The organism is uncultured Actinomyces sp. (genome assembly GCF_963542285.1).
Taxonomy (GTDB): Bacteria; Actinomycetota; Actinomycetes; order Actinomycetales; family Actinomycetaceae; genus Pauljensenia.
The window spans coordinates 51,083-74,784 of the sequence record NZ_CAUTWQ010000008.1 but is presented as its reverse complement, the minus strand read 5'-3'; the positions used below and the strand labels follow the sequence as shown (position 1 = coordinate 74,784).

Genomic DNA, 23,702 nt, shown 5'->3' with positions numbered 1-23,702 from the left:
GAATGAGAACGATTATCATTCTAGAGAGATGGTCATGTCATTTTTGTGCCGCAGGACAACACGTGCCCTGTTTTCGCTATTGATCACTATTGCAGTGATGAGTGCGTGGATTTTTCTTCCAGCCCCGACTCAAGCGGAGGCTCGTTCCTCCTCCCAAGACGAGCACCTGTTAAGCGATGGTCTTCAAGTCTCGACGTGCATTGGGGATAACAACGAGACACTGAAGTCTCTGTGCACTACTGGAGAAAATGGGGAAGAATTTCCCCTTCATGATGACGCGCTTCGACTTCGAACGACCCCGGTCGCTCCAGACATTGATCGCGAACTTGATGGGGGTTACGAACTCGATATTAATCTCAACCCTTCTGTGTTTACGCCGGATGCGCGGTATTCCGTTGAATTAAGTGCACGAGCAGGCGCTGCGGATCTGGAAAAAATTGCTCCGCGCTCACTTGGCTTTGCATCTCACGAGCATCTCGACCGTGGAACTGCGTTTGAAGAAGAGTCCGACGGAACCGAGGAATTCTTCCGGGGATTTGTCCTCGAGGCCGCCGGAGAGGACTTCGCAGCTGGTGCCCTGCATGCGCGTTTCGCTGAGCTAGGTATTCGCTCACTGCGCCTTCGTCTTCAGGAAGTGATCCCAGGGCACGAGCCTCGTCTCGTGGCCGAGGCTGAGTTTAGCGCGAGCATTGAAGCTTCCCAGACCCAGATGGAAAAGTCCACGCAGAGCGCTGATCTCTCGACCCCAAAGAACGACCAGAATCGAGAACTCGCACAAAGTGAGGGGGCAGCGGTGCTCCCAGAGGCTAAAGAGGCTCGCGAAGCTTCAGTGGCCTCGTCGGTCAGTGCGCATGCCCAAGCGACTCCCCGCGCGAACTTTGGCGAGCGCCGTCTTGTTCTTGACCACGGGCATATTGATCTCTTCTACATGACGCTTGATGATTCGGGACAGCCCGTATTGAAGGTGATGGAAGACGTTACCGGATCGGGAGTCCAACACGAAGCTGAAGAAATTCGCCTGAGCATTCCTTCCTCGGCTCTTACGCACTCGCTTCCTCAAGAGATTGTTGCAGGTGGCAGCGGGTATTTCCTTCCACAAACTCAGGATCCAACTTTGCCGTGGCCCGGATGGGATGTTCTCTCTCTAGCGCCAGCAGGATTTGAGCGCGTTGAATTTGATGTCAGCTATACCCATCCCAACGGAGGACGTATTTCACTGTGGACCGAAGACTTCCTTTCGGGTCGTAGTTCGCGACTGCGTTCGGGGGGATTTGAACTAGATCCGCATGGCTCAACAATTGCTCAAGATTATCTTTCACACACGCATGTAAATTGGGTGTTTTCTCAAGCAGGAAGCTATGAGCTGAGCGTTCAAGTGCGTGCGTATCGAAATGACGGTTCTTTTGAAACGACACGTAAAGCCACGTACCTCATTGAGGTAGGAGGCTCCCAAGGGGTCTTGGGGCCGCAAAACTCAGCTGTCCAGAGCGGTGGGGTGCTTCCCCCAGCGGTTGAAGAAAGCCCAGCAGGTGACGAAGAAGAATCGCTCACGCGTGATGCGCCCCAGCGCGTAGGTGCTGAGCGCTGTATCCCCACCCGGATTACTCGCGAAGCAAACGAGGATGAAGTCTCGAGTATCCGCAGCGATAGCGAAACTCCAAATCAGGCAATTACGACCCTGAACGTTCAGGTTGGTAGCGAAGGCGGAATTACTGACGGTCACTTTGATCTGGGGCCGGCGATCGAAAACGGTCAGTTAGTTGCTCGAATTAAAGATGACCGATCTGTGCCTGCGGTGTGGAAAGATCCCGCATCAATGACTTTTGCACTGGGAAATCAGGCAAAGATCAAGGCTCCTGAAGCTCTGAGCTATGCCGCGGCTGTCGGGCAAGATGTGTGGATGATTCCTGCTACTCAGATTCGAGGGGTCCCGTGGCTTGGAATGAATTCGCAACGCGAAGAAATCGTCACTGAAACCAGCGGGCAGGTCCGTTTTTCTCTCCTTGATGTTCACGGCCCTGGAAATGTCGCAGTATTTGAGTCGGGAAGTCTGGGCGCAGGAATCGGAACTCACGTATTTGACGGCGCAGGAACGAGCTATACCCTGCCTGCCAACACCCATGCCCACCAAAACTGGGTCTTTACTGAGCCAGGCTCCTACCAGCTGACGATCGCTATGAATGTTTCGCCTCGTGGTGAGGACTTGCGCGGAAGTGGGAGTGGAACGGCTGGATCCTTGATCGCGGCCGGTGGAACAGGGGAACACGGACGTCCTCTGGTCTACGCAATCGTCGGTCGCACGGCCTCGGGACAACCGTGCAACCTGGCATCAACGGGTGCGGGCGCAACAGAGCTTGCTCCCATGATCCTTGCGGCCCTCCTCATGGGATGTGGGTGCATCCTTGCCTCGACTCGCATGCGGGGCAGGCAGTGAAGATTGCACGAATTGCAGGAGTAGCCCTTACATGCGTACTTGCTGCAGTATCTGGAGGCTGCGCACCGCATCTCGATGCCTCGTCACAGCGCCTGAGCATTGTCGCGACAACGGGGATCTTGGCTGATTTAGCACGAAATGTCGGTGGTGATTATGTCGATGTTCACCAGCTGATTCCCAACGGTGCAGATCCGCATTCTTGGGAGCTGAGCCTGAGGGGAATCCGCGATATTGCCTATGCGGATATCGCAGTCACGAACTACCTAATGCTCGAAGACCACTCGGTGATTCGCGCGCTCGATGCGAATCTTCCCAAGGATGCTATTTCACTGTCACTGGCGGAAGAAAGCGCAAAGTTTGGCGGTAGCTTGATTCCTCTTGTCGAAGATCGCTCCTTGGACACGCCCTGGCTTGGAATACGAGTCTACGGCGATGGCAGCCAGAGTGGAGCAAAGCGCTCGTCCCAGATTGAACTCTCTGTCACTGATGTTGAGGGGCCAGGGCACGCATGCGCTTACATCACCACAAGTTTTGGAAGTCCCGAGATTGCCTTTGCCTCTCGAGATGGCTTTAACGCCGCTAATAATTGGCAGACAGATACTTCGATTCTGCCCGTCGGAGCGCACCAACATATGAGCTGGGTTTTTACTCAGCCCGGTGTCTACACGCTGCATCTACGTGCTCGCCTGCGTATTACTCCCGGATCTGAACCTATAGAGCTTCCTGACTCGCAGGTGACTTTTGCAGTGGGAATTGATTCAGAGAAAGTTGCCCGGGAACGCGGTCTCTTTCTTTTGCGCCGAGGCCACAGCGACATTACCGCGGACCTGAAGTCTCGCGCATTAACCCTGATGGTTGACCGAGAAAAAGACGGTGGAGTACCTGAGGGTGCACCACTACGCGAAGGCGTGGAGGAGAGCAGCGGCTTACCCTCAACTCTTGCCTCTATGGATATTGAGCGAGTGCTGATTGATGTTCCATCACGTACTTTGCGTGAGATTCCCAAAGGCCGGGGATGGGAGTTTATAGGCTCAGGTGATGGGCAGGCCTATGTTCTGCCCCAGGCTGTGCTGGGTAAACATGTCCACGGTGACATTGATCCACATGCGTGGCATGACATTCATAATGCGCAGGCCTATGTTCGAGTTATCGAGAACGCATTATCAACACGCGATCCTGAGCATAGCGCGCAATACGCAGCCAACGCCTCGGCCTATATCGCGAAACTCGATGAGACTGATCGCGAGGTTTCGCAGACGATCGCGGGCATTAATCCGCTTGACCGGAAGCTAGTCACTACACACGATGCCTATGCCTATCTTGCGCGCGCCTATGACTTTGAAATCGCTGGTTACCTGAGTGCTCAGGACGGAAGCGAGGCATCGATTGCAGATCGTAAACGCATCGCTGAAACCTTGAAGAACATGAAAATTTCCGCGGTTTTCTTGGAACCGCAAAAGCGCAAGCGTCACCCTGTGATCGCACAAGTTGCGGAAGAAAACGGTGTTCGAGTCTGCGGGCTGTATGGCGACACTTTGGATGAGGATGCGTCGACGTATATCGACATGATGAAAGCGAATGCTCGCTCACTGTCGTGGTGTTTAGGAAAGGACCATTCATGACGAACAGTAAGGGCCACGTGCGTTCGATGCGGGGCTTAATGGCGATTCTTTTCGGCATCGGTTTGAGTTTTGGCGTGTCGATGCCAGCACTCGCGGACGATCCTCTCACTCAACACGTCGACTCTTCAGAACAGGTCGTTCGAGAAGAAGCAGTCATCGAACGCGGTCACGTTGACTTGGGTCCAAAGATTGTTGATTCAAAGCCGGAGATCCTGGCACGTGATGATTCGGGAGAAACGCCGATCTGGCGTCCTTTGCACACTCTTGTATTTCGCGTGAGCGATTCTGGCAAGCTTGAGGTTCCCTCAGACCCCAGCTATTCATTCCTGCACGCACACGAGGGAGAGTCATACTGGGTTATTCCCCAGACTCAAAACCCTCGCGTTGTTTGGCTGGGGTGGAACACTCAAGACCCGGAACTTATTAAGGTCATGGGCAGTGGTGCAACGATGACTCTGGGGAACCTTCAGGGCCCCGGTAAAGCCTGGCTTTTCCTGCAAGACGGGGCTTTCGGGGCGCCTACAGTCTTGTATGACTCGTCTACTTCCTCTCAATCAGATATCTGGGTTGAAGCCAATACACACGTTCACGCAAATTGGGCGTTTTCTGCTCCGGGAGCTTACGCACTGAGCGTGCGCTGGTGCTTTGGGGACAAAGAGACACCGCAATGCGTTTCGGATACTCTCCGATTCGTTGTTGGCGATGGGGCAAAGACTGAAGAAGCCCGCGCGCTCACGCCAAACGCGCTTGCGGCCTCGTCGAACAAGGGGATGGACACTGCCAAGCCGCAGGCGCCGCGTGAACAAAGCGGAAATAGTGAGTATTTGATCTATGGAGTAATCTGTCTGGCTTTGGCTGTGCTTGCCTTTATCGTTGTTTTCCATCGAACAAAGAAGTCGAAAAAGCAGATTGAGGAAGCACGTGAGGATGTTCTTCGTGACTTCGGGTCGGAAAGTGATGTCTGATGGGTACTGAGAATTCGGTTTCAGCACTCGATATATGTGACTTGGACGTGTCTTACCCTGGGCGTGAGGTACTCAAATCGGTCTCGCTTTCTGTTGCTCCCGGTGAGTTCTGTGCGCTCATTGGTCCCAACGGTGCTGGAAAGACGACTCTCTTACGCGCAATACTCGGCGTGATTCCTTCTCGCTCGACTCACATCACGTCAATGGGCCTCCCGCTTCAGCCTCGAACAGTGGGTTATGTTCCGCAGCGTCATGAGTTTGCCTGGGATTTTCCTATCAGCATCCGTCAAGCAGTCCTGAGCGCGCGAGCTCGCCGGATCGGATGGGGGCGTCGGGCTAAGATCGACGACCATCGCGCCGTCGAAGAGGCGCTGCATCAGGTTGGCCTGGCGCAGCTTGGAGATCGAGTGATCGGGGAGCTTTCGGGCGGTCAACGTCAGCGAGTACTGGTCGCAAGGGCTCTTGCTTTACGTCCACGATTGCTTCTATTGGATGAACCCTTTACTGGACTGGATATGCCGACTCAAGAGAGCCTGATGGATGTCTTCCGAAGGCTTGCGCTCAGTGGCTGTGCCATCCTCATGACAACCCACGACATTCTTGGGGCTATTGATGCCTGTGATCGACTCTTCTTGTTGAACTCGACCGTTGTCGCCTCGGGGAAGCCGGAAGAAATTCGTGATCCTCAGGTGTGGATGCGCACCTTTGATATTCGCCCGTCGAATCCGTTGCTCAAGGTCCTTGGGGTGATCTAAGTGCTGAGTATCATTGATTTTCTTCACGATCTGACGAATCCAGCATTGGCATTCTTACCCCGTGCCGTTCTTGTCACCTGCGTTGCAGCCTGCGTATGCGCAGTTGTTGGCTGTCATGTTGTCCTGCGCGGGATGTCTTTCATTGGAGATGCCGTCGCTCACTCGGTCTTCCCCGGTCTTGCAATCGCTTTTGTATGTTCGGGATCTTTGGTATTGGGAGGAACGCTGGCTGGTGTGGGTACTGCTGTGCTCGTTGCACTTCTTTCCCAAAATAGGCGTTTGAAGGAAGACTCAATCATTGGTGTTCTTTTCGTTGGGGCCTTTGGTTTGGGATTGGTCATCATCTCTTGGGCACCGGGATATGCTGGTTCTCTTCAGGACTTCCTTTTTGGCTCGCTGACAGGCATCCCTGCTTCCGAGGTACCTTTCGTGCTGCTTGCATCTGCACTGATCGTTGGGGTCTTTGCCTTCTTTCACAAAGAGGTCGTTGCGGTGAGTCTTGATCGAGAAAGCGCTCGAGTCGCCGGATTGCCGGTGATGGCTCTGGATCTTTTGGTCTATATCAGTGTTGCCGGTGCTGTCGTGATCTCCGTCCAGATCATTGGCAACATTTTGGTTCTTGCCCTGCTCATTACCCCCGCCGCAAGTGCTCGGCTTCTGACAAATTCACTGGGAGCGATGATTGGAACGGCTCTCGTTATCGGTGTACTGAGTTCTCTGTGTGGTATTTACCTCTCCTGGTCTTTGGATCTTCCGGCGGGAGCATCAATTGTCTGCGTTGTTACGCTCGTTTTTATTGCTGCGTGGGTGTATCGATCCTGGCGATCCCGTTTCGCATAGTGGAAAAGTATTGCTCGGCTCCTGAGACGTCACTAGGTTTGGGCCTGTATTAGGGAAGGAAACGTTTACATGAGCACGGCAGCATCTCCTGCGAAACGTCGCACGCGCGACACATGGACCAGCCAAACTGGCTTTTTAATGGCGGCTATCGGTTCCGCAATCGGCTTGGGTAATATCTGGCGATTCCCAGGTGTCGCATACACCAATGGCGGGGGAGCATTCCTCGTTCCCTATCTCGTTGCTCTGCTTTTCGCCGGTATCCCGATCCTTTGGCTCGAGTACGCCGTCGGCCATAAGTTCCGCGGAACCCCTCCCTGGGCCTTCCGCCGCATGAACGCCAAGGGAGAGTTCCTTGGCTGGTTGTGCGTCTTCATTTGCTTCGTGATTATTACCTACTACGCCGCAGTTGTTGCGTGGTCGGGAAGCTACGTCGTCTATTCGATTACCGAGGCCTGGGGTGAGGATTCACAGACATTCTTCCTTTCCTCTTTCCTGGGAACCGTCGGTTCTGATGAATTCTCGTGGACTCCGGTAATGGCAGTTGCTATCCCGCTTGTCTTGGTATGGGCCTGCATTTTGCTCATCGCCTCTTTTGGTGTCGCACGAGGGGTCGAAAAGGCCAATAAGATTTTCCTTCCTCTTCTGGTTGTCCTCTTCCTCGCTCTTGTTGTGCGTGCGCTCTTTCTGCCCGGTGCACTGGAGGGCCTGAGTGCGTTCTTCACACCCGATTGGAGTTCCCTTACTCAACCCAAGGTGTGGCTTGCCGCATTCGCTCAGATCTTCTTCTCGCTCTCGGTTGGCTTTGGAATTATGCTGACCTACGCCTCGTACCTCCACAAGAAGTCGAACGTTACCGGAACTGCTTTGGTCGCTGGCTTTGCTAATTCGTCCTTCGAAATTCTTGCTGGTATTGGTGTGTTCTCAGCGCTGGGCTTCATGGCACATTCGCAAGGAATCGCTGTTTCTGAGTTGAAGGGACTGACCGGTCCGATTCTTTCCTTCGTGACCTTCCCGAAGATTATTTCGATGATGCCGGGTGGTCCGCTTTTCGGAGTCCTGTTCTTCTCATCGCTTGTCCTCGCAGGCATCACCTCTCTGCTCTCGCTCTTGCAAGTGGTTTCTGGTGCAGTCCAAGATAAGTTCGCCTTGACCCCAGCGAAGGCCTCCCTTGTCGTGGGAATTCCAACAACGATCATTTCTTTGGCGCTTTTTGCGACACGTTCTGGTCTGAACACCTTGGATATCGTTGATAACTTCATCAATAATGTGGGAGTTGTTGGTTGCGCGATTGCCATGGCGCTTTACACCGCACTTGTGCGCCCCAGGCTTCGGGGTCTGCGCAAGCACCTTAACTCTGTTTCGGCACCTTCGATTCCTCCCGTATGGGACTACCTCGTTGGTATCGTTATTCCACTGGTGCTGGCGTTCATGCTGGTGACCTCAGTGATTTCAAGCATCAGTGAAGGATACGGCGGCTATGCCGGGTATCTTGTCAACATCTTCGGGTGGGGATCTGTTGGTTTCGCACTCCTCGCATCCGCAATCGTTACCCTGATGCCCTGGTCGCATCCTCAGCGCTCAAGCACCTCGTCAACATCTAAGGAGATCGCATGACCCCCGCTGCTATCATCATGATGATTGTGACGATCCTTCTGGTATGGGGAGGGCTTGTTGCATCCATGGTTATGCTCAGAATCCTGCCAACTCCGGATGGCGATGAGGAGCATGAAACGCTTGCTTCGCAAAAGACTGAAGTTCCGACACGATAGGGGAAGATGTGCGCCTCGTCGCCTTTGATCTTGATGACACTCTGGCACCGTCGAAGTCTGCACTTCCGGAGTCGATGGCCAATCAACTTCGTGCACTGCTCGACTGTGTCCCGGTGTGCGTGATCTCTGGCGGAGAGTTTGGGCAGTTTCGCACCCAGCTACTGGACAACCTCGGGGCTTCTTCTTCTCAATTGAAGAACTTGCATCTCATGCCCACCTGTGGGACGCGCTACTACCGTTGGGATGAGCTGGATGCTCAGTGGGAACAGGTCTATGCCAATGACCTGACTGAAGAGCAGCGTGAGCGCGCAATTGCCTCGCTCGAACGCCATGCACGTGAGCAAGGAGTATGGGAAGCGCATCCTTGGGGAGAAATCATTGAGGACCGAGGTTCGCAGATTACTTTCTCAGCGCTGGGGCAGCAAGCTCCTCTAGAGGCGAAGCGCGCGTGGGACCCGACAGGTGATAAGAAGCGGGCTCTTCGTGATGCGGTCGCAGGGGATCTTCCAGATCTTGAAGTTCGTGGGGGAGGATCAACTTCTGTTGATATCACTCGTCACGGAATCGATAAGGCCTATGGGATGGGCAAGCTCGTCGAGATCACTGGAATCGCACCAGAAGATATGCTCTTCATTGGGGATCGGCTAGACGAGGCCGGTAACGATTATCCAGTGAAGGCTGCCGGATACCCGACCCTCGCTGTGAGTGGTTGGGAAGAATGCGTTGATGTGATCGCGGATATCGTGAAGGAACTACGCGCGAGGTAGTCGCGTTGCCCACAGGGCAACCGCGCTTGCTGCAGCAACGTTGAGCGAATCAACGCCACCCATCATGGGGATACGAACGACGTAATCGGTGCGTGACAGGGTGCTCTTCCTCAGACCATCGCCCTCCGTTCCCATGACCAAGGCAATGCGTGAATCTTTGGCTGTCATCACAGGCATCGTGACGAACTCATCAAGGCTAACGGAATCATCACTCAGAGCCAGAGCTGCCAGAGAAAATCCTGCAGCGTGCAGGTCATCGTTTGCCGGCCAGTCGTCCAATCTGGTCCACGGGACCTGGAAGACCGTTCCCATTGAGACTCGAACGGAGCGTCGATAAAGAGGGTCTGCACATTCTGGAGTGACAAGAACTGCATCCGCACCGAGCGCGGCGGCACTTCTGAATGCGGCGCCCACATTCGTATGGTCGACCAGATTTTCAAGGATCAGAATACGCTTCGGTCCTTCTCCTAAAGATGACAGAAGATCTGCCACCGAAGGTAAAACAGGTCGTTGCATTGAAGCGAGTGCACCGCGGTGAAGATGGAATCCGGTGATGCTTTCCAGAATTGGTTCAGGAGCAATGAAGACGGGTACCTCGCCGCCGTCGGTTGCTCCCAAGAAGCGCTCGAGGAGCGGTTCGAGGTCAGGAAGCCAACGCGGAGCCATGATGAGCGAGCGTGGGTGATGTCCGGCTTCGAGAGCGCGGATGATGACATTCGTTGACTCCGCCATGTAGAGGCCGCGTTCGACTTCCAGACTCTTACGAAGATGAACATCGGTCATTGAGGTGTAGTCGGCCAGGCGTGGGTCCTCGTCGAGCGAGGCGGATGTCAGGTGAATGAGCATTACCTAATTGTGCCACTCCCACGGCGTGTGCTCAGTCCCACCAAAGCCACCAGCCTGGACCGTGAGCCTCGTCCATACATGCAATTGGTTCGCATTCGTCCGGCCTGCAATAGCCGTCGAATCCCAGTTGCTCCTGGAGTTTTTCCCAGATTCCATCTTCATAAATCAGCGCCCACGGGCTTTCGCGGTAGTTCAGTGCTGATTCGTCTTCAATGAAGAGTGAATCGATACTCATCCTCTCATCCCATCGCGGTGCAAGAACGAGGTAGCCACCCAAAGAAACGCGCGGATTACGAAGCGCCGCCGTAAAGAAGAGCTCCAGCGGGGGAGCGTTATTTTGGCGATCAGCAAGGTTATCCGGAGGAAGAAGCGGACGGATCTTTTCGATTCGCGGGCTATCTAAACCAGAAAATCTGAAGAAATCAGAGGTGACCTGAGTATCCGTGAGCGGCCAGAGAATTTTAACTAGTCCGCATTTTTCAACCCATCCAGAATCTCCGTAGAGCGGAGGGATACTTTCAAGGGCCGAAGAGTGATGCACCATGAGTGTTCCTTTCATAAGTTTTTTGCATCACGAGTCTGCCTCTGCACTGAAGTCGTAGTGTGGCCCTCAAGAAATATGTGGAAAACGCCGAATAGATGACTGCCCTGTGGATAAAAAGAGGGGTGCAGGCGAATAGCCTGTACCCCTCCAAAATGAGATCGTGGGACTATCTCTTTGGGAAGTGTCCACGCTCGACCTGCGGACGAGGCGAACGCCACGGACGCAGCATGATTGCGCGCGAGAATGCGTAGAACCACATGCGGCGAGGCATGGGCTCGCGCGGGTAAACCTTACGGACCTGACGCTTGATGCGCTGCCATACGATGCTGGTCTCGACTATTGCGATGAAGAACAGGCCGTACATAATCAGCATGACAATGAAGAGCGCGCGCTGACCGGCAGCTGAGGTGGAGGCGAAGAAAGACACACCGAAGAAAACGACGAAGAACACAATCATCACTGGGAAGACGAACTCTGAGAAGGACCAACGAGCATCGAGCCAGTCGCGAGTAAAGCGCCTCACCTTGCCCTTGTCGCGTAGCGGCATATAGCGCTCGTCTCCGGTGATCAGCGCTTCTTGCTGGAGGCGGTCTTGTTCAAGACGCATCGCGCGAGCGCGCTCACGCGCGGCTTTCTTGGCAGCCTTACGATCCGCAACAATCAAGGAATGATCATTGCGTGCTTGCGCTTGCTTACGCGAAGGCGTCGGACCGCTCTTTGAACGATCGTTCGCCGTCTGAGGCTGAGGAGTTTCTTCGGGTTCTGACTTCTTTGAGCTCAACACGTCTCTAAGGGTAATAGATCGGTAGCGCGATCGGCACATTCTTACCCGCTAAGAATGGATTCATGCAAGCAGATACCCGTAGAAGAGATACTCTTGCCTTATGAATATCGATGAACTTCGCGAGCGCCTTGACGCTCTCTTCCCGCAATTGGTTGATGAGCTTTCTCAGCTCGTGGCCATTCCTTCCGTCTCTTCGGATCCGTCTCACGCTGCGGATGTTGACCGTTCCGCTGAGCATATTCGTTCTCGCTTTGAGGCCCTTGGCCTAGACGCTCAGATTCACTCAGTGACGACTCCTGAAGGAGTTCAAGGTAAGCCGGCAATCCTTGCTCGTTCCCCTCATATTGAGGGCGCGCCGACGGTCCTTCTTTATGCTCACCACGATGTCCAGCCCACGGGTGACCTCGCACGTTGGCACTCAGACCCTTGGACAACCGTTGTTAAGGGTGATCGTATCTATGGACGCGGAACTTCTGATGATGGTGCGGGTGTCATTGTTCACCTTGGCTCTTTGTCCCTCCTGGGCAAGGAACTCCGCGCGAATGTTGTTGTCTACATCGAAGGCGAAGAAGAAATCGGGTCGCCCTCTTTCACTCACTTCCTTGAGACCTACCGCGACCAGCTCGAGGCCGATGTCATTATCGTGACTGACTCGGATAACTGGAAGCCGGGGGAGCCTGCGGTTACGACAAGCTTGCGTGGCAACTGTGCTTTCACAGTTGATCTCACCATCGCCGACCATGCTGTTCACTCAGGAATGTTTGGCGGCCCGATGATCGATGCTCCCACCTGCGCCGCTCTTCTGATTGCCTCGCTCTACGATCAAGATGGCAACATCGTCGTTGAAGGTTTGGGCGGAGAAGACCACGCAGAGGTTGATTGGCCCGAAGACGAATTCCGCGCGGCAAGCGGAATGCTTGATCAGGTTCGACTTGCTGGTAGCGGAGATCTCGCGGCGCGTACCTGGACGAAGCCCTCCGTATCACTGATTGGATTTGATACGACCAGCGTTGCGAATTCATCGAATACGATCATTCCTCACGTTCGTTTCCGTCTGTCGATGCGCACGGTTCCCGGTGTCGATCCGCGTCACGCAATGGATGCGATTGAGAAGCATCTTCGTGAGCACGCGCCCTTCGGTGCACGTATCGAAATTTCTGATCGCGACCTAGGACCCGGATATCTTGCTGATGTCGATTCCCCAGTCTCGCACGTGGTCAAGCAGGCGCTTACTGACGCATGGGGTGTTCAAGCAGTCAATATCGGTGTTGGCGGTTCTATTCCCTTCATTTCCGAGTTCCAAGAGACCTTCCCTCACGCACAGGTCGTCGTCACTGGCGTTGAAGATCCGCTGACGAATGCTCACTCTGAGGACGAATCTCAGTCACTTCCCGATCTGAAGAACGCTGTCCTAGCAGAGGCGCTGGTCTTGTCTCGCCTGGCTGAAAAGTAAGTGGGACACGCGTTTATTACGGGGCATTGGGGGCAGGAGAATGATCCTGCCCCCGTGCTTCGTACGCTTGCTCAGAGCTTCTCGGCTGGTGCGCCTTCGTGGGAAGTCTCCTCTTCACCCTTTGGGCCCGCTCAGGCCTTTGCCGAGGCCATGGAGGGTGATCAGCGTTTTTGCGTCCTTAGCGTGGGGGATGGGGATTCCCTTCACGAGGCCGGGCAGCGCTTTCGTGAGGTGCTCGCAGAAGGGAAAATTCCTGTCCTTGAGGGTGGTCACCTAACAGCAACTGACGGTGGGATGAGCTTTCTTGAAGGTATTTCCGGAGCCATGCGAGGGGCAAATGAATCACTCGAGGAATGGTTTAGGCGCGCAATTGAGCGTGCGCAAAACGCTGTATCGGGTCAGGAATTTTATGCCGCCTACTCGACGTCACGGCCGCTTTTTGGCCCATCCTCAACATTGGCTCTCGCACCAGACCTTAGTCTTCGAGACACCGGGGATACAGCCTTCAATCGACGATGGGCGGAGCTGCTTCACAAGACTATGCGCCCGCAACTTGCAGTCAGTGGGCAATCGGCCTCTGTAGTGGAACCCGGAAGGCTTCCCGGTTCGGGGGCTAGTGGGGGTGCTGCGGCGATTGTTGGGCTTCTCGGTGGCCGTTTGGTCTCCGATGGCGATTTCTTGCTCCACCACACCGACTGCAAAAGCTTTATCGAGGCATCTGACCTGGTGATTATTTGCGAACCAGAACTACATTCACCGGCCTTGGCTGAATCTAGCCTTGATCTATTAACTGAAATCGCGTCAAGATCAGCCATACCCGTTCTTGCTATTGGCGTGCATTCCACACTATCGGCGCATGAGCGGGCGCAGTGGGGGATTCATGGGATTCTCGTTGATGAAACCGGAAACGTTAATGCTCTGGGCTACCGCGCTGCTCGTACATGGGCTAGGCAGTGACAATTCGCTCTCAGCTTTGAAGATGGCGCTCGTGCCTGAGTAGCCTTAGGCTAGAGGTTATTCCTATAAGAAAAGTAATGAAGGAGCAGCATGTCTGAGAATACGACTGAGACTGCAACCCACGACGTCATCCTCACTGATGTCGCAGCACAGAAGGTCAAGAGCCTTCTTGAGCAGGAAGGCCGCGACGATCTTCGTCTGCGTGTCGCCGTTCAGCCCGGAGGCTGCTCTGGCCTGATTTACCAGCTGTACTTCGACGATCGTTTGCTCGATGGTGACGCTGTCCGTGATTTCGACGGCGTTGAGGTTGTTGTCGATCGTATGAGCGTTCCCTACCTCGCAGGCGCAACCATCGACTTCTCTGACACCATTGAGCGTCAGGGATTCACGATCGATAACCCCAATGCGCAGAACACCTGTGCATGCGGTGAGTCTTTCGCCTGATCGGAGAATCGTGAAGAAGCTACCTGCTATTGGTGCCATCCTGCTGACCTGCACTCTTGCTCTTAGCGCCTGCTCGGGCCAGTCAAAGGACTCTCAATCGACATCACCTTCGGCCTCGGCAAGCGCAACCCAGTCGGCTTCAAGCTCTGAAGAGACACCTCAGGTCGATCGAAGCGGTCAGGGTAATTTCCCTGAGGTAAGCGGTGATTTCGGCGAGAAGCCTGAAATCAAAGCCGGATCGGGCAGCGTAGGTGATGCGATTTTGGTGAAAACCCTCCACAAGGGTGATGGTGCAAGCGTCGGCCTTGATGACATTGTTCAGGTCAACTACGCAGGCGCGCTCTTCAGCGATGCCAAGGTTTTTGATTCTTCATTCGAAGACGGTCGCACTCCTATTGCTTTCAGCCTCAACCAGGTGATTAAGGGATGGAAGTACGGTCTTGCGGAGGCGCACGTTGGCGACCGCGTTGTGCTCGTCATCCCATCAAAGTGGGGCTATGGCGCTCAAGGTTCGGGTTCTTCAATCCCGGCAAATGCTGACCTCGTTTTCGTTGTCGATATTTTGGGAACTGTTAACCCAAACGACACCTCTCAGCTCACAAGCGCAACGCTGACCGGAAATGAACTTCCGGCAGGCATTACTGTTAGTGGCGATCTCGGTAGTGAGCCCACGATCACGTGGGGGCAGAGCGCGCCCACAGAGACCTCCAAGATTGTCATCGCTGAGGGACATGGTGACAAGGTTGATGTTGGTTCAACCATTCTTTATCAAGGCGTCGGAACTGTTTTTGGTAACGACGCTCAAACACAGTCGACATGGGGACAACAAGGTGCCCAGGTTGTCAGCGTGACGGACGGTAATCAGCTTATCGGCTTCACCGCGGGCTCGCGGGTGCTGCTCGTTGCTGCCGGCAACGAGGCACAAGGTCAGTCACCGCAAGCGATTGTCATTGACATTCTTGCTGTCATCCCTGAAAAGTAGTTTGGTCATCTGAACTATCGGCGGTAGAGCAAACAACACGTGTGGGGAGCTGGACCTCCAGCTCCCCACACGTGTATCTAAAAGCGGTTAGAATACCCAAAGTAACGATCTCTTAACGTTGAGGAGCGCATCGTGAGTGAAACACCCGTGAAAGTTCTGGTCTTCAGTGATAACTCGTCCATACGCCAGGCAGTGATCACAGGTGTCGGTTTCAAAGCATCGAAAGATACGGCTCCCATTGAATGGCTTCAAGCTGCTACGAAGTTCGGTGTTCTTGAGCTGGTGGACAATAACTCGGATATTGCAGCCCTTGTTCTTGACGGAGAAACTCAAAAGGAAGGCGGTATGTCCGTCGCAACGGAGCTCGCTGGTACTCACCAGGATGTTCCTCCAATCCTGATGCTCACGGCTCGTCCTCAAGACGAATGGCTGGCAATATGGGCAGGTGCAAAACGTATTGTCAGCGCGCCATTTGATTCACGGGAGCTTCAAGAAGCCCTCGCGGAACTTCTGCGTCAGCGTCGCTGAAACTCGTGCTTTTCAACGCGAAGTACACGCGGCCTCGGGAATTATGAGGATAAAGGATACGCAGGGGAGCAGTACGCAAGGGGATCTTTTTTAAGACTTTCTGCACATTCACACAATTTGTAGAACAACATTCCTGTGGCAAGCGCATCGTCCAGTGCCCGATGCTGGCCGCCACCTAATTCGAAGTGTTCGCGCAGCGTCGTGAGCTTGTGGTTGGGTACCTCAGTTGAAAGCAAGGCACGAGCCATTGACAGCGTATCAATAGGCTGAAATTGGGGGAGTTGGATACCGCAGGTCCGTTGAGCTCGCTCAAGGAACCCCCAATCAAAGGCGACATTGTGTGCGATAAGGCCTGAAATCTCTCCCTGATCGCACACATGCTCTGCCCACCGGCAAAAATTCGAAAAAACAGTGTGAAGATCCGGGGCGTGGGCGAGCGTTTCATCGTTGAGCCCCGTCAAAGTAGTAATGAATGAAGGCAACGGACTTCCGGGGTTGATGAGGGCTGAAAAACTATCGACAAGCTCACGGTTTTCGTAGACTGCTGCACCGATTTCAATGATGGTGTCGCGGGAACTAAGTCCAGTTGTTTCTAGGTCTACTACCAGCCATTTAGCTTGATTCCAAGCTGGGATCATTGCGGTTTTTCGCCGCTTGGGCTGTACAGTAGAACCATTGGTCATAACCACGATGCTAGCGGTTGATCCGGGTGGAGGAAACATGGGTCTGTATCAAGCACTGAAGCTGACGGGCACTCCGATTCTCAAGGCTGCATATCGTCCGTGGATCCGCGGGAAAGAAAACATCCCTAAGAGCGGTCCGGCGATCCTCGCTTCTAACCACAATGCTGTCTGGGACTCTGTTTTTCTTCCCATGATGATTGACCGTGAAGTTGTGTTTATGGGTAAAGCCGATTACTTCACGGGTACCGGCCTTAAGGGCTGGGCGACGAAGGAATTCATGCGTGCTGTTGGCACAATTCCCGTTGATCGCAGTGGTGGTCGTGCATCTGAAGCCGCATTGAAAGCTGGACTTAAGCGCCTAGCTGAGGGTGAACTTTTTGGAATCTACCCCGAGGGCACTCGTAGTCCCGATGGGCGCCTGTATCGTGGGAAGACGGGTGTGGCGCGTCTCGCGCTTTTATCCGGTGCTCCTGTCATTCCTGTGGCGATGATCGGCACACATGCGGCTCAGCCAATTGGGCAGAAAATTCCTTCGAGAACCAATATCGGTATGGTGATCGGGGAGCCTTTGGATTTCAGTCGCTACAAGGGACTGGATAAGGACCGCTACGTTCTTCGCGCGATCACCGATGAGATTATGTACAACCTGATGCTCCTCTCTGGTCAGGAGTATGTCGATCTTTATGCTGCTGATGTGAAGGCGCAGCTTGCCGAGGAAGGCGCTTTTGACGGCCCGGTACCCTCGAATGGGAAGAGCGCGCCTGGTGGGCGTGAGGCCCCTGAGGTTCAGGTTCCGACTGCTCCCGAGGAAGACGTTGAACAACTCTCCGAAGTAACAGACGAGCCTGGAGATGAAGACTGATAGTGACATTGTCGTGTCCCGGAAAAAGGTCCCCGGCGGCGAAGGACCTACACTCTCGATAAGATAAGTTACTGGCGCGCTTCTCTTGCTGCGCGTGAAGAAAACTGAAAGGTTGACTCATGACGGTTCGTCGTGTTGCTCTCTTGACCGCTGGTGGCTTTGCCCCCTGTCTTTCGGCTGCTGTTGGTGATCTCATCGAGCGCTACACCCAGGTTGCTCCCGAAGTAGAAATCATCCTTTACCAGTACGGCTACCATGGCCTTCTAACGGGTAACTATGTTGTCGTCGACGAAGAAGGACGCCGTGACGCAGGCATTCTTCGCGAGTTTGGCGGTTCACCCATCGGTAATTCTCGCGTCAAGCTGACCAATGCAAAGAACCTCGTCGATCGCGGCCTGGTTGAAGAAGGCGTCGATCCGCTTGCATTTGCTGCCGAGCAGCTCCGCAAGGATGGTGTTGATGTTTTGCACACCATTGGTGGTGACGACACAAACACGACCGCAGCAGATCTCGCGGCCTACCTGCACGAGCACAACTACGAACTGACCGTGGTTGGCCTTCCAAAGACTATCGATAATGACGTTGTTCCGATCCGTCAGTCTCTGGGCGCATGGACCGCGGCGGAGGAAGGTGCGCGTTTTGCATTTAATGTGATCGGTGAACACCGCTCGAACCCCCGTATGCTCATTGTTCACGAGTGCATGGGACGTAACTGCGGCTACCTCACGGCAGAGACCGCTCGTCGCTACCGCGAGCTGCTCCAGACGAAGCGCTGGGCGCCTTCCTTGGGCTTGACCCGCGAGCGTTGGGATGTCCACGGCGTTTACGTTCCCGAGGCCGCTCTTGACATTGCCGGTGAGGCTGAACGCCTAAAGGCCATCATGGACGAGCAGGGCAACGTCAACATCTTCCTTTCAGAAGGTGCTGGCCTTCCCGAAATCATTGCCGAGATGGAAGCCAATGGTGAAGAGGTCCAGCGTGATCCCTTCGGCCACGTCAAGCTCGACACCATCAACCCTGGCCAGTGGTTCGCGCGCAAGTTTGCAGCGCTTATTGGTGCCGAGAAGGTGATGGTTCAGAAGTCCGGTTACTACTCACGCGCGGCGGCAGCACACGAAGAAGATCTAGCACTGATCAAGCAGATGTGCGATCTTGCCGTTGAGTGCGCACTCCGCGGCGAAAGCGGTGTCATCGGCCAGGATGAAGAGAATGGCGACCAGCTTTCTGCGATTGCCTTCCCGCGTATCGCCGGTGGTAAACCTTTCGACATCACGCAGCCGTGGTTCACCGATCTGCTCTCACAGATCGGCCAGCCTGTGTCTGCAGCGCAGTGACGATGGCTTCATCTTCTTTCCCGGGGCGTGGCGATTCTTCGCTGCGCCCCGGCGCACCTGAACTCTTTGCTCCTGCCGCTTGTGAAGAATCTGCTTCCTGGGAAGCCTGGCGCTCTAAGCGCGCGCTTCAACAGCCGAGCTACCCTGATCCCGAGGCACTCGATTCCGTATTGGCTGAGTTGCGTCGTGAGCCTCCCTTGGTTTTCGCTGGTGAGGTAGACGATCTGCGAACGAACCTCGCTGCCGCCTCGCGCGGTGAAGCCTTCGTTCTCATGGGTGGTGATTGCGCTGAAACTTTTGCTGAGGCGACGGCTGACCATTTGCGTCTGAAGATCCAAACTCTTCTCCAGATGGCCGTTGTCTTGACCTATGGCGCGTCTTTGCCTGTGATTAAGATTGGGCGAATTGCTGGCCAGTATGCGAAGCCGCGCTCTTCAGATATGGAGACCCGTGGAGACGTCACGCTTCCCTCATACCGTGGTGACGCCGTCAATTCCTTCGAATTCACTCCCGAGTCGCGCATTCCAGATCCCACGCGCTTGTTGGATTTGTATCATCATGCCGCATCGACGCTGAATTTGATTCGTGCCTTCACTCGAGGTGGCTATGCCGACTTGCGGCTGGTGCATCACTGGAATCGTGGTTTTACTGCCAATCCGGCTTATGCGCGTTATGAGTCTCTTGCTGAGGAGATTCACCGTGCGGTGAAGTTCCTCGAGGCAGCAGGTGTGTCAAGTGCGGCCCAGATGCGTAGCGTCGATCTCTTCTCTTCTCACGAGGCCCTGCTTCTGGATTACGAGTCCGCGATGACCCGAATCGATTCACGCACTGGGGATCCTTACAACACTTCCGGTCACTTCTTGTGGATTGGTGAACGTACTCGTGGCGTTGACGATGCACATGTTGAATTGCTTGCGCATGTGCGTAATCCAATTGGCGTCAAACTAGGACCGACGACATCCATCGATGATATGCGCCGTCTGGTTGACCGTTTGAATCCGGATGGTGAAGAAGGGCGCCTGACCTTCATCACGCGTATGGGGGCGGATAAAATTCGCCATGCATTACCCCCTCTCTTGGAAGCGCAAGCACGTGACGGACGCCCCGTTACCTGGGTGACCGATCCGATGCATGGAAATACGATTACATCGTCGACGGGTTACAAGACACGACGCTTCGAGACGATCATGGATGAGGTTACTGGTTTCTTTGAGGCCCATCGTGAGGCTGGAACGGTTCCCGGTGGAATCCATGTCGAACTCACAGGGGACGACGTTACGGAGGTTCTTGGCGGCTCCGAGCAGCTTGATGAAGAGGCTTTGCGTGATCGCTATGAGACGCTAGTGGATCCGCGTTTAAACCACCAGCAGTCTTTGGAGATGGCATTCCAAGTCGCGGAGTACTTAAAGAAAGAGTAGCTGAGTTCGTTCGGTATACCGCTTGAATTTCTGGAAACAGATCATGGGTGAGGGGTGAAGAACATTGCTTCTTCACCCCTCACCCATAGGTAAAACTAGACCCTCGATCTTTCTCTCCACTCAGGGACTAGACAACCGTTAGTGTCACTGTGGTTCCTCGAGGAACGACCGTTCCAGCTGCAGGGTCAGAAGAACGCACAGTTCCAAATAGTCCACCCATGAAGCGCTCAACACGGACCTGAAGGCCGACACCTTCGAGGGCTGCACGAGCCTGACTTTCTTGGAGTCCTTGAACAGTGGGGATCTCAACCGTTTCAGGGCCCTTGGAGACCGTGTATTGGACTTTATCTCCGCGATGAAGAGTTGTGCCCGCAGCGGTTTCTTGAGAGATGACGGTTCCCTGAGCAACTGTCGATGAAAATGCCTCTGTCTCCTCTGCGCTCAGTCCCATCGATTCGAGTGTTTGACGGACTTCATCTGCACTCTTGCCTTTAATGTTGGGAACCGTTAAGGGCTCGCGGCCCTTAGATACGACAATATCAACCTTTGTATCGTGGCGAACCGATGTTCCCGCTGGGACAGATTGCGAGATGACCTTGCCCTTTTCGATGTCTTCGGACCAGTCTTCGCGAACATCGCCGACTGCAAGTCCCGCGGTTGTCAGGGCATTCTTCGCTGCTTCTGTTTCCATGCCACCGAGATTTGGCGCATTACGCATGTCAACGCCCTTTGAGACGACCAAAAGAACCTCAGCGCGTTTGTGAACAGCTTCGCCGCTTCCCGGTGTTGAAGAGATGATAATTCCTTGAGAAACAGTGTCTGAGAATTCTTCACGTTCTTGGAAATTAAGATGCAGTGAACGCAGATCGTTCTCAACATCAGAAACAGCGCGTCCATCGGTGACGGGCATGGTCAAGTAGGACCCCGGCCCGTATTCATGCCACCACCAGAAGCCTCCGATGACTCCAACAATCAGCAACGAAACAATGAGAGCGAGAACTTTGCCAAAACGCTTCCGGGTGCGTGCCTGTGGGGCGGTTTGGGCAATCCCGCCGGAGACATGAACGATAGCTTGCGAGGTGGCCGGGAGTTTTTGCGCTGGAAGGGGAGAAGTCAACTCGACAAGCCCCAGTGCAGTGGTTCGTTGTTCGTTGTCGTCAGTACTGTCGATATCCGCACGCCGATTCATGAGCTCTGCGGGCAGTGAGGTGCGAGCACGCATCACCAAATCAAGAGCTTCTTGAGCATCAACGGGGCGATCCTCGGGGTCTTTAGCTGCCAGCGATGCAACAAGATCATCAATTTCGCGAGGGATCCACGGCTCAACTTCAGAAGGAAGTGGAACAGAGTCGTTCACGTGGTGATAGGCCATTTGCATGGGATTTTCGCCCTGCCACGGAACTGAGCCCGTGAGCATTTCATAAAGCATGATCCCAAGCGCGTAGATGTCACTTCGCGCATCACAGGTTCCGGTAGTCGCGATCTCTGGCGCCATGTATGCGACGGTTCCAAGCATCGAACCGGTGGTTGACATCGATACTTCTGATGCTGCACGTGCAAGACCGAAATCGGTAACCCGTACGGGGCCTTCACTGGGTACTAAAACATTTTCGGGCTTGATATCACGGTGGATTACACCGACTCGATGCGCAGAACGCAGTGCTTCAAGAATATCCTGTGTGTACTGAAGGGACTGAGCGAGGGTGAAAGCGCCTTGCGCCTGCAACAGTGCGCGAAGGTTGGTTCCGTCGATAAGTTCCATCACGAGGAAGCCTTGCCCGTGAATCACTCCCTGGTCAAAGACCGAAACGACTCCCGGTGAAACAATTCGTGCGGCTGCACGAGCCTCGCGCCTAAAACGTGCAACAAAATCAGCAGATTCTGCCAGATGTGGATGCATGACCTTGAGTGCAACTGGACGGTCCAAACGCTCATCGTGCGCGACGTAGACTGTGGCCATTCCGCCGCGTGCAAGGCGAGCTTGGATCCGGTATCGCTCATCGACGAGCAGGCCAATCAATGGGTCAGAAGGCACAGACAACCCCTGGCCGTCAGTGCCGTTTTCGACGTCGCTGCGGTCCTCGGGGTCAAATTCTGTCTCAGAAGTCATCGTTAGGATTTTACTGGAGATTTCAGGTGATGCGCGCAGGAAAGCCCGCGAGCCGTGCTGGGGCGCGAATCCATTCCCACGCTATATCATTGTCCCATGAGTGAAGCTGTTTCCCTTCTGTCCGTTCAAGAGGTTGCACGCAGGCTTGGTATTGAGCCTCGCCGAGTGAAGCAATTAGTCCGCGACCACATCCTCTTTACCTATACCGATGAAGCAGGAAACTCTGGGATTCCCGAAGAAATCCTGATTAGAACCGATAACGGATACGAACCGCTATTCAATCTTCCGGGGACGCTCACTTTGCTTGCTGATGGTGGTTTTAGCCCCGAAGAGGCCGCACGATGGCTTTACACCGAGCATGAAGAACTCGGGGAGACACCAATGTCTGCTCTTCTGGGCGGTCGTCACCACCGTGTGAATCGCATTGCCTCTGTTTTAGGTTTCTGATCTCTAAGGGTGAGTTTTCGCTTAGAGGTACACAGTTTCTCTTGGCTCGTACGCTTACTTCGAGCGCTTGATAAGCATCGCTGCGACCTCGCTTAACAGTTCGCGCTGGTCGGCATTGAATCTGCTGGATTCCAACGCAAGGAATCCCTCGGCCTCGAAAGTCGAAATGACTTCTTCATGGCGACGACGCCCCCGGCGCTCGACGATCCCGCGTAGTTCCTCGAGTTCTTTTTCGCTAAGGTCAGGATTGCCGAGGCCGTGGGCAAGCTTTTCCCGTTCGCTTGCGTTTGCTTCTTGCCACGTGAGGGCAAGGAGATAGGTCCGTTTTCCTTCGCGTAAGTCATCTCCCGCGCTCTTACCTGTAACTCGTGGATCGCCGAAGATTCCAAGGTCATCGTCACGCAGCTGGAAAGCATGTCCCCACGGACTAAGAATCATTCGCAACGAATCGGTATCTGCTCGGGAAGCGCCCAATGCGACGGCCCCAAGGGTTGCCGGAATGACGACCGAGTAGTTAGCGGCTTTGTGAGAGACGATTGTCAGTGCTGTCTGTGGGTTAATTGCCTGTGAGTCATGAACATCCAGTGGTCGCTGTTCAGCCGCGATATCAAGGAATTGTCCAATTGCGACTTCGGCGTGCATTTGCGCATAGAGCCCCATAACGCCGTCGCGGTAGTGGGGGATTGCCTCGCATTGGCGGATCATTGCAAGTTCAGCTGCGGAAAAAAGGAAATCTCCAGCGAGGATTGCGGAACTAATCCCGAAATCTTCACTATCGCCTCGGGACAAAGTGGAACGGTGATGCGCTGTGAAAGCGGCATGTGCGGAGGGGCGACCACGACGCGTTGGCGCATGGTCGATGATGTCATCATGAACCAGAGCGCTGGCCTGATAGAGCTCCAATGCTGCGCCAAGATTGTCGAGATTGAGCGTCTGCAGAGGTGAATGATTCGCGATACTACCGCCGATAAATGCGAGGAACGCTCGGAAACGTTTGCCTTCCTCAAGACTTGAATGAGCTACCTGAAGAAGCGGTGAGATCTGAGCGGCTGGTGCAATTGTGTCAGCAAGGTCTTGGAGGACGGCGTGGGCGCGCTCCTCGATCCGTGGTGCTAAGGCCTGAAGCTGCTCGCTCAATGAAGTCATGTGACCAGTCTA

General features: G+C 54.4%; 23 protein-coding genes. 17 read left to right on the top strand and 6 right to left on the bottom strand.

The genetic code is table 11. The features are described 5' to 3' along the window. The first annotated feature begins 34 nt into the window (after positions 1-34). The 8 genes from RW023_RS05070 (at position 35) to RW023_RS05035 (ending at position 9,152) form a co-directional block, all read left to right on the top strand. Positions 35-2,434 (top strand): TIGR03773 family transporter-associated surface protein, encoded by a 2,400-nt coding sequence (locus RW023_RS05070; RefSeq protein WP_315580176.1) that lies wholly within the window; start codon positions 35-37, stop codon positions 2,432-2,434. Then, positions 2,431-4,056 carry an anchored repeat ABC transporter, substrate-binding protein gene (locus RW023_RS05065; RefSeq protein ID WP_315580175.1) on the top strand — a complete coding sequence of 542 codons (1,626 nt, stop codon included), beginning with the start codon at positions 2,431-2,433 and terminating at the stop codon, positions 4,054-4,056. The genes RW023_RS05070 and RW023_RS05065 overlap by 4 nt, the downstream gene beginning before the upstream one ends. Next, positions 4,053-5,021 (top strand): choice-of-anchor M domain-containing protein, encoded by a 969-nt coding sequence (locus tag RW023_RS05060; RefSeq protein WP_315580174.1) that lies wholly within the window; start codon positions 4,053-4,055, stop codon positions 5,019-5,021. The genes RW023_RS05065 and RW023_RS05060 overlap by 4 nt, the downstream gene beginning before the upstream one ends. Next, positions 5,021-5,776, top strand: coding sequence for an anchored repeat-type ABC transporter ATP-binding subunit (locus RW023_RS05055; RefSeq protein WP_315580173.1), 756 nt, complete (start codon positions 5,021-5,023; stop codon positions 5,774-5,776). Before RW023_RS05060 ends, RW023_RS05055 begins: the two co-directional genes overlap by 1 nt. Next, complete coding sequence (locus RW023_RS05050) at positions 5,777-6,616, top strand: anchored repeat-type ABC transporter permease subunit (protein ID WP_315580172.1); 840 nt, start codon at positions 5,777-5,779, stop codon at positions 6,614-6,616. Positions 6,617-6,685: 69 nt separating this feature from the next. Then, positions 6,686-8,230, top strand: coding sequence for a sodium-dependent transporter (locus RW023_RS05045; protein ID WP_315580171.1), 1,545 nt, complete (start codon positions 6,686-6,688; stop codon positions 8,228-8,230). Beyond that, entirely contained in the window at positions 8,227-8,385 is a 159-nt protein-coding gene (locus RW023_RS05040; RefSeq protein WP_315580170.1) for a methionine/alanine import family NSS transporter small subunit, read from the top strand. The genes RW023_RS05045 and RW023_RS05040 overlap by 4 nt, the downstream gene beginning before the upstream one ends. A gap of 8 nt (positions 8,386-8,393) precedes the next feature. After that, the gene (locus RW023_RS05035; RefSeq protein WP_315580169.1) at positions 8,394-9,152 is read left to right on the top strand and encodes an HAD-IIB family hydrolase; all 759 of its coding nucleotides are present in this window, start codon (positions 8,394-8,396) and stop codon (positions 9,150-9,152) included. Here RW023_RS05035 and RW023_RS05030 read toward each other — a convergent pair. The 3 genes from RW023_RS05030 to RW023_RS05020 form a co-directional block, all read right to left on the bottom strand. Beyond that, complete coding sequence (locus RW023_RS05030) at positions 9,138-9,998, bottom strand: RNA methyltransferase (protein ID WP_315580168.1); 861 nt, start codon at positions 9,996-9,998, stop codon at positions 9,138-9,140. The genes RW023_RS05035 and RW023_RS05030 overlap by 15 nt on opposite strands. A 31-nt stretch (positions 9,999-10,029) precedes the next feature. Next, positions 10,030-10,542, bottom strand: coding sequence for a hypothetical protein (locus RW023_RS05025; protein ID WP_315580167.1), 513 nt, complete (start codon positions 10,540-10,542; stop codon positions 10,030-10,032). 166 nt (positions 10,543-10,708) lie between these two features. Beyond that, positions 10,709-11,326 (bottom strand): DUF3043 domain-containing protein, encoded by a 618-nt coding sequence (locus RW023_RS05020; protein ID WP_315580166.1) that lies wholly within the window; start codon positions 11,324-11,326, stop codon positions 10,709-10,711. 100 nt (positions 11,327-11,426) lie between these two features. On the opposite strand from RW023_RS05020, the gene RW023_RS05015 reads away from it, so the two are divergent. The 5 genes from RW023_RS05015 (at position 11,427) to RW023_RS04995 (ending at position 15,690) form a co-directional block, all read left to right on the top strand. Beyond that, positions 11,427-12,779: a M20/M25/M40 family metallo-hydrolase gene (locus RW023_RS05015; RefSeq protein ID WP_315580165.1), complete on the top strand. Its 1,353-nt coding sequence runs from the start codon at positions 11,427-11,429 to the stop codon at positions 12,777-12,779. Further along, entirely contained in the window at positions 12,780-13,736 is a 957-nt protein-coding gene (locus RW023_RS05010; protein WP_315580164.1) for a glycerate kinase, read from the top strand. A gap of 90 nt (positions 13,737-13,826) precedes the next feature. Continuing rightward, entirely contained in the window at positions 13,827-14,180 is a 354-nt protein-coding gene (erpA, locus tag RW023_RS05005; protein ID WP_009409320.1) for an iron-sulfur cluster insertion protein ErpA, read from the top strand. Positions 14,181-14,190: 10 nt separating this feature from the next. Next, positions 14,191-15,162, top strand: a complete 972-nt coding sequence (locus tag RW023_RS05000) for an FKBP-type peptidyl-prolyl cis-trans isomerase (protein ID WP_315580163.1) — start codon at positions 14,191-14,193, stop codon at positions 15,160-15,162. Positions 15,163-15,294: 132 nt separating this feature from the next. Further along, a complete protein-coding gene (locus RW023_RS04995) occupies positions 15,295-15,690 on the top strand; it encodes a hypothetical protein (RefSeq protein WP_315580162.1) in 396 nt (131 codons plus the stop codon). Positions 15,691-15,731: 41 nt separating this feature from the next. Here RW023_RS04995 and RW023_RS04990 read toward each other — a convergent pair whose 3' ends face one another. Further along, on the bottom strand, positions 15,732-16,373 hold the full coding sequence (locus tag RW023_RS04990) for a 3'-5' exonuclease (protein WP_315580161.1): 642 nt from the start codon (positions 16,371-16,373) through the stop codon (positions 15,732-15,734). A gap of 37 nt (positions 16,374-16,410) precedes the next feature. On the opposite strand from RW023_RS04990, the gene RW023_RS04985 reads away from it, so the two are divergent. From RW023_RS04985 to RW023_RS04975, 3 genes are all read left to right on the top strand, one after another. Further along, positions 16,411-17,235: a lysophospholipid acyltransferase family protein gene (locus RW023_RS04985; RefSeq protein ID WP_315580160.1), complete on the top strand. Its 825-nt coding sequence runs from the start codon at positions 16,411-16,413 to the stop codon at positions 17,233-17,235. Between the two features lie 119 nt (positions 17,236-17,354). Then, positions 17,355-18,569 (top strand): pyrophosphate--fructose-6-phosphate 1-phosphotransferase, encoded by a 1,215-nt coding sequence (locus RW023_RS04980; protein ID WP_315580159.1) that lies wholly within the window; start codon positions 17,355-17,357, stop codon positions 18,567-18,569. A 2-nt stretch (positions 18,570-18,571) separates the two neighbouring features. Further along, a complete protein-coding gene (locus RW023_RS04975; RefSeq protein WP_315580158.1) occupies positions 18,572-19,987 on the top strand; it encodes a class II 3-deoxy-7-phosphoheptulonate synthase in 1,416 nt (471 codons plus the stop codon). Between the two features lie 127 nt (positions 19,988-20,114). Here the strand turns inward: RW023_RS04975 and pknB are convergent, their stop codons facing one another. Beyond that, positions 20,115-22,097 carry a Stk1 family PASTA domain-containing Ser/Thr kinase gene (gene pknB / locus RW023_RS04970; protein ID WP_315580157.1) on the bottom strand — a complete coding sequence of 661 codons (1,983 nt, stop codon included), beginning with the start codon at positions 22,095-22,097 and terminating at the stop codon, positions 20,115-20,117. A gap of 96 nt (positions 22,098-22,193) precedes the next feature. On the opposite strand from pknB, the gene RW023_RS04965 reads away from it, so the two are divergent. Then, the gene (locus tag RW023_RS04965) at positions 22,194-22,544 is read left to right on the top strand and encodes an Rv2175c family DNA-binding protein (protein WP_315580156.1); all 351 of its coding nucleotides are present in this window, start codon (positions 22,194-22,196) and stop codon (positions 22,542-22,544) included. Between the two features lie 54 nt (positions 22,545-22,598). Here RW023_RS04965 and RW023_RS04960 read toward each other — a convergent pair whose 3' ends face one another. Next, positions 22,599-23,690 (bottom strand): polyprenyl synthetase family protein, encoded by a 1,092-nt coding sequence (locus RW023_RS04960; protein ID WP_315580155.1) that lies wholly within the window; start codon positions 23,688-23,690, stop codon positions 22,599-22,601. Positions 23,691-23,702 lie beyond the last annotated feature (12 nt).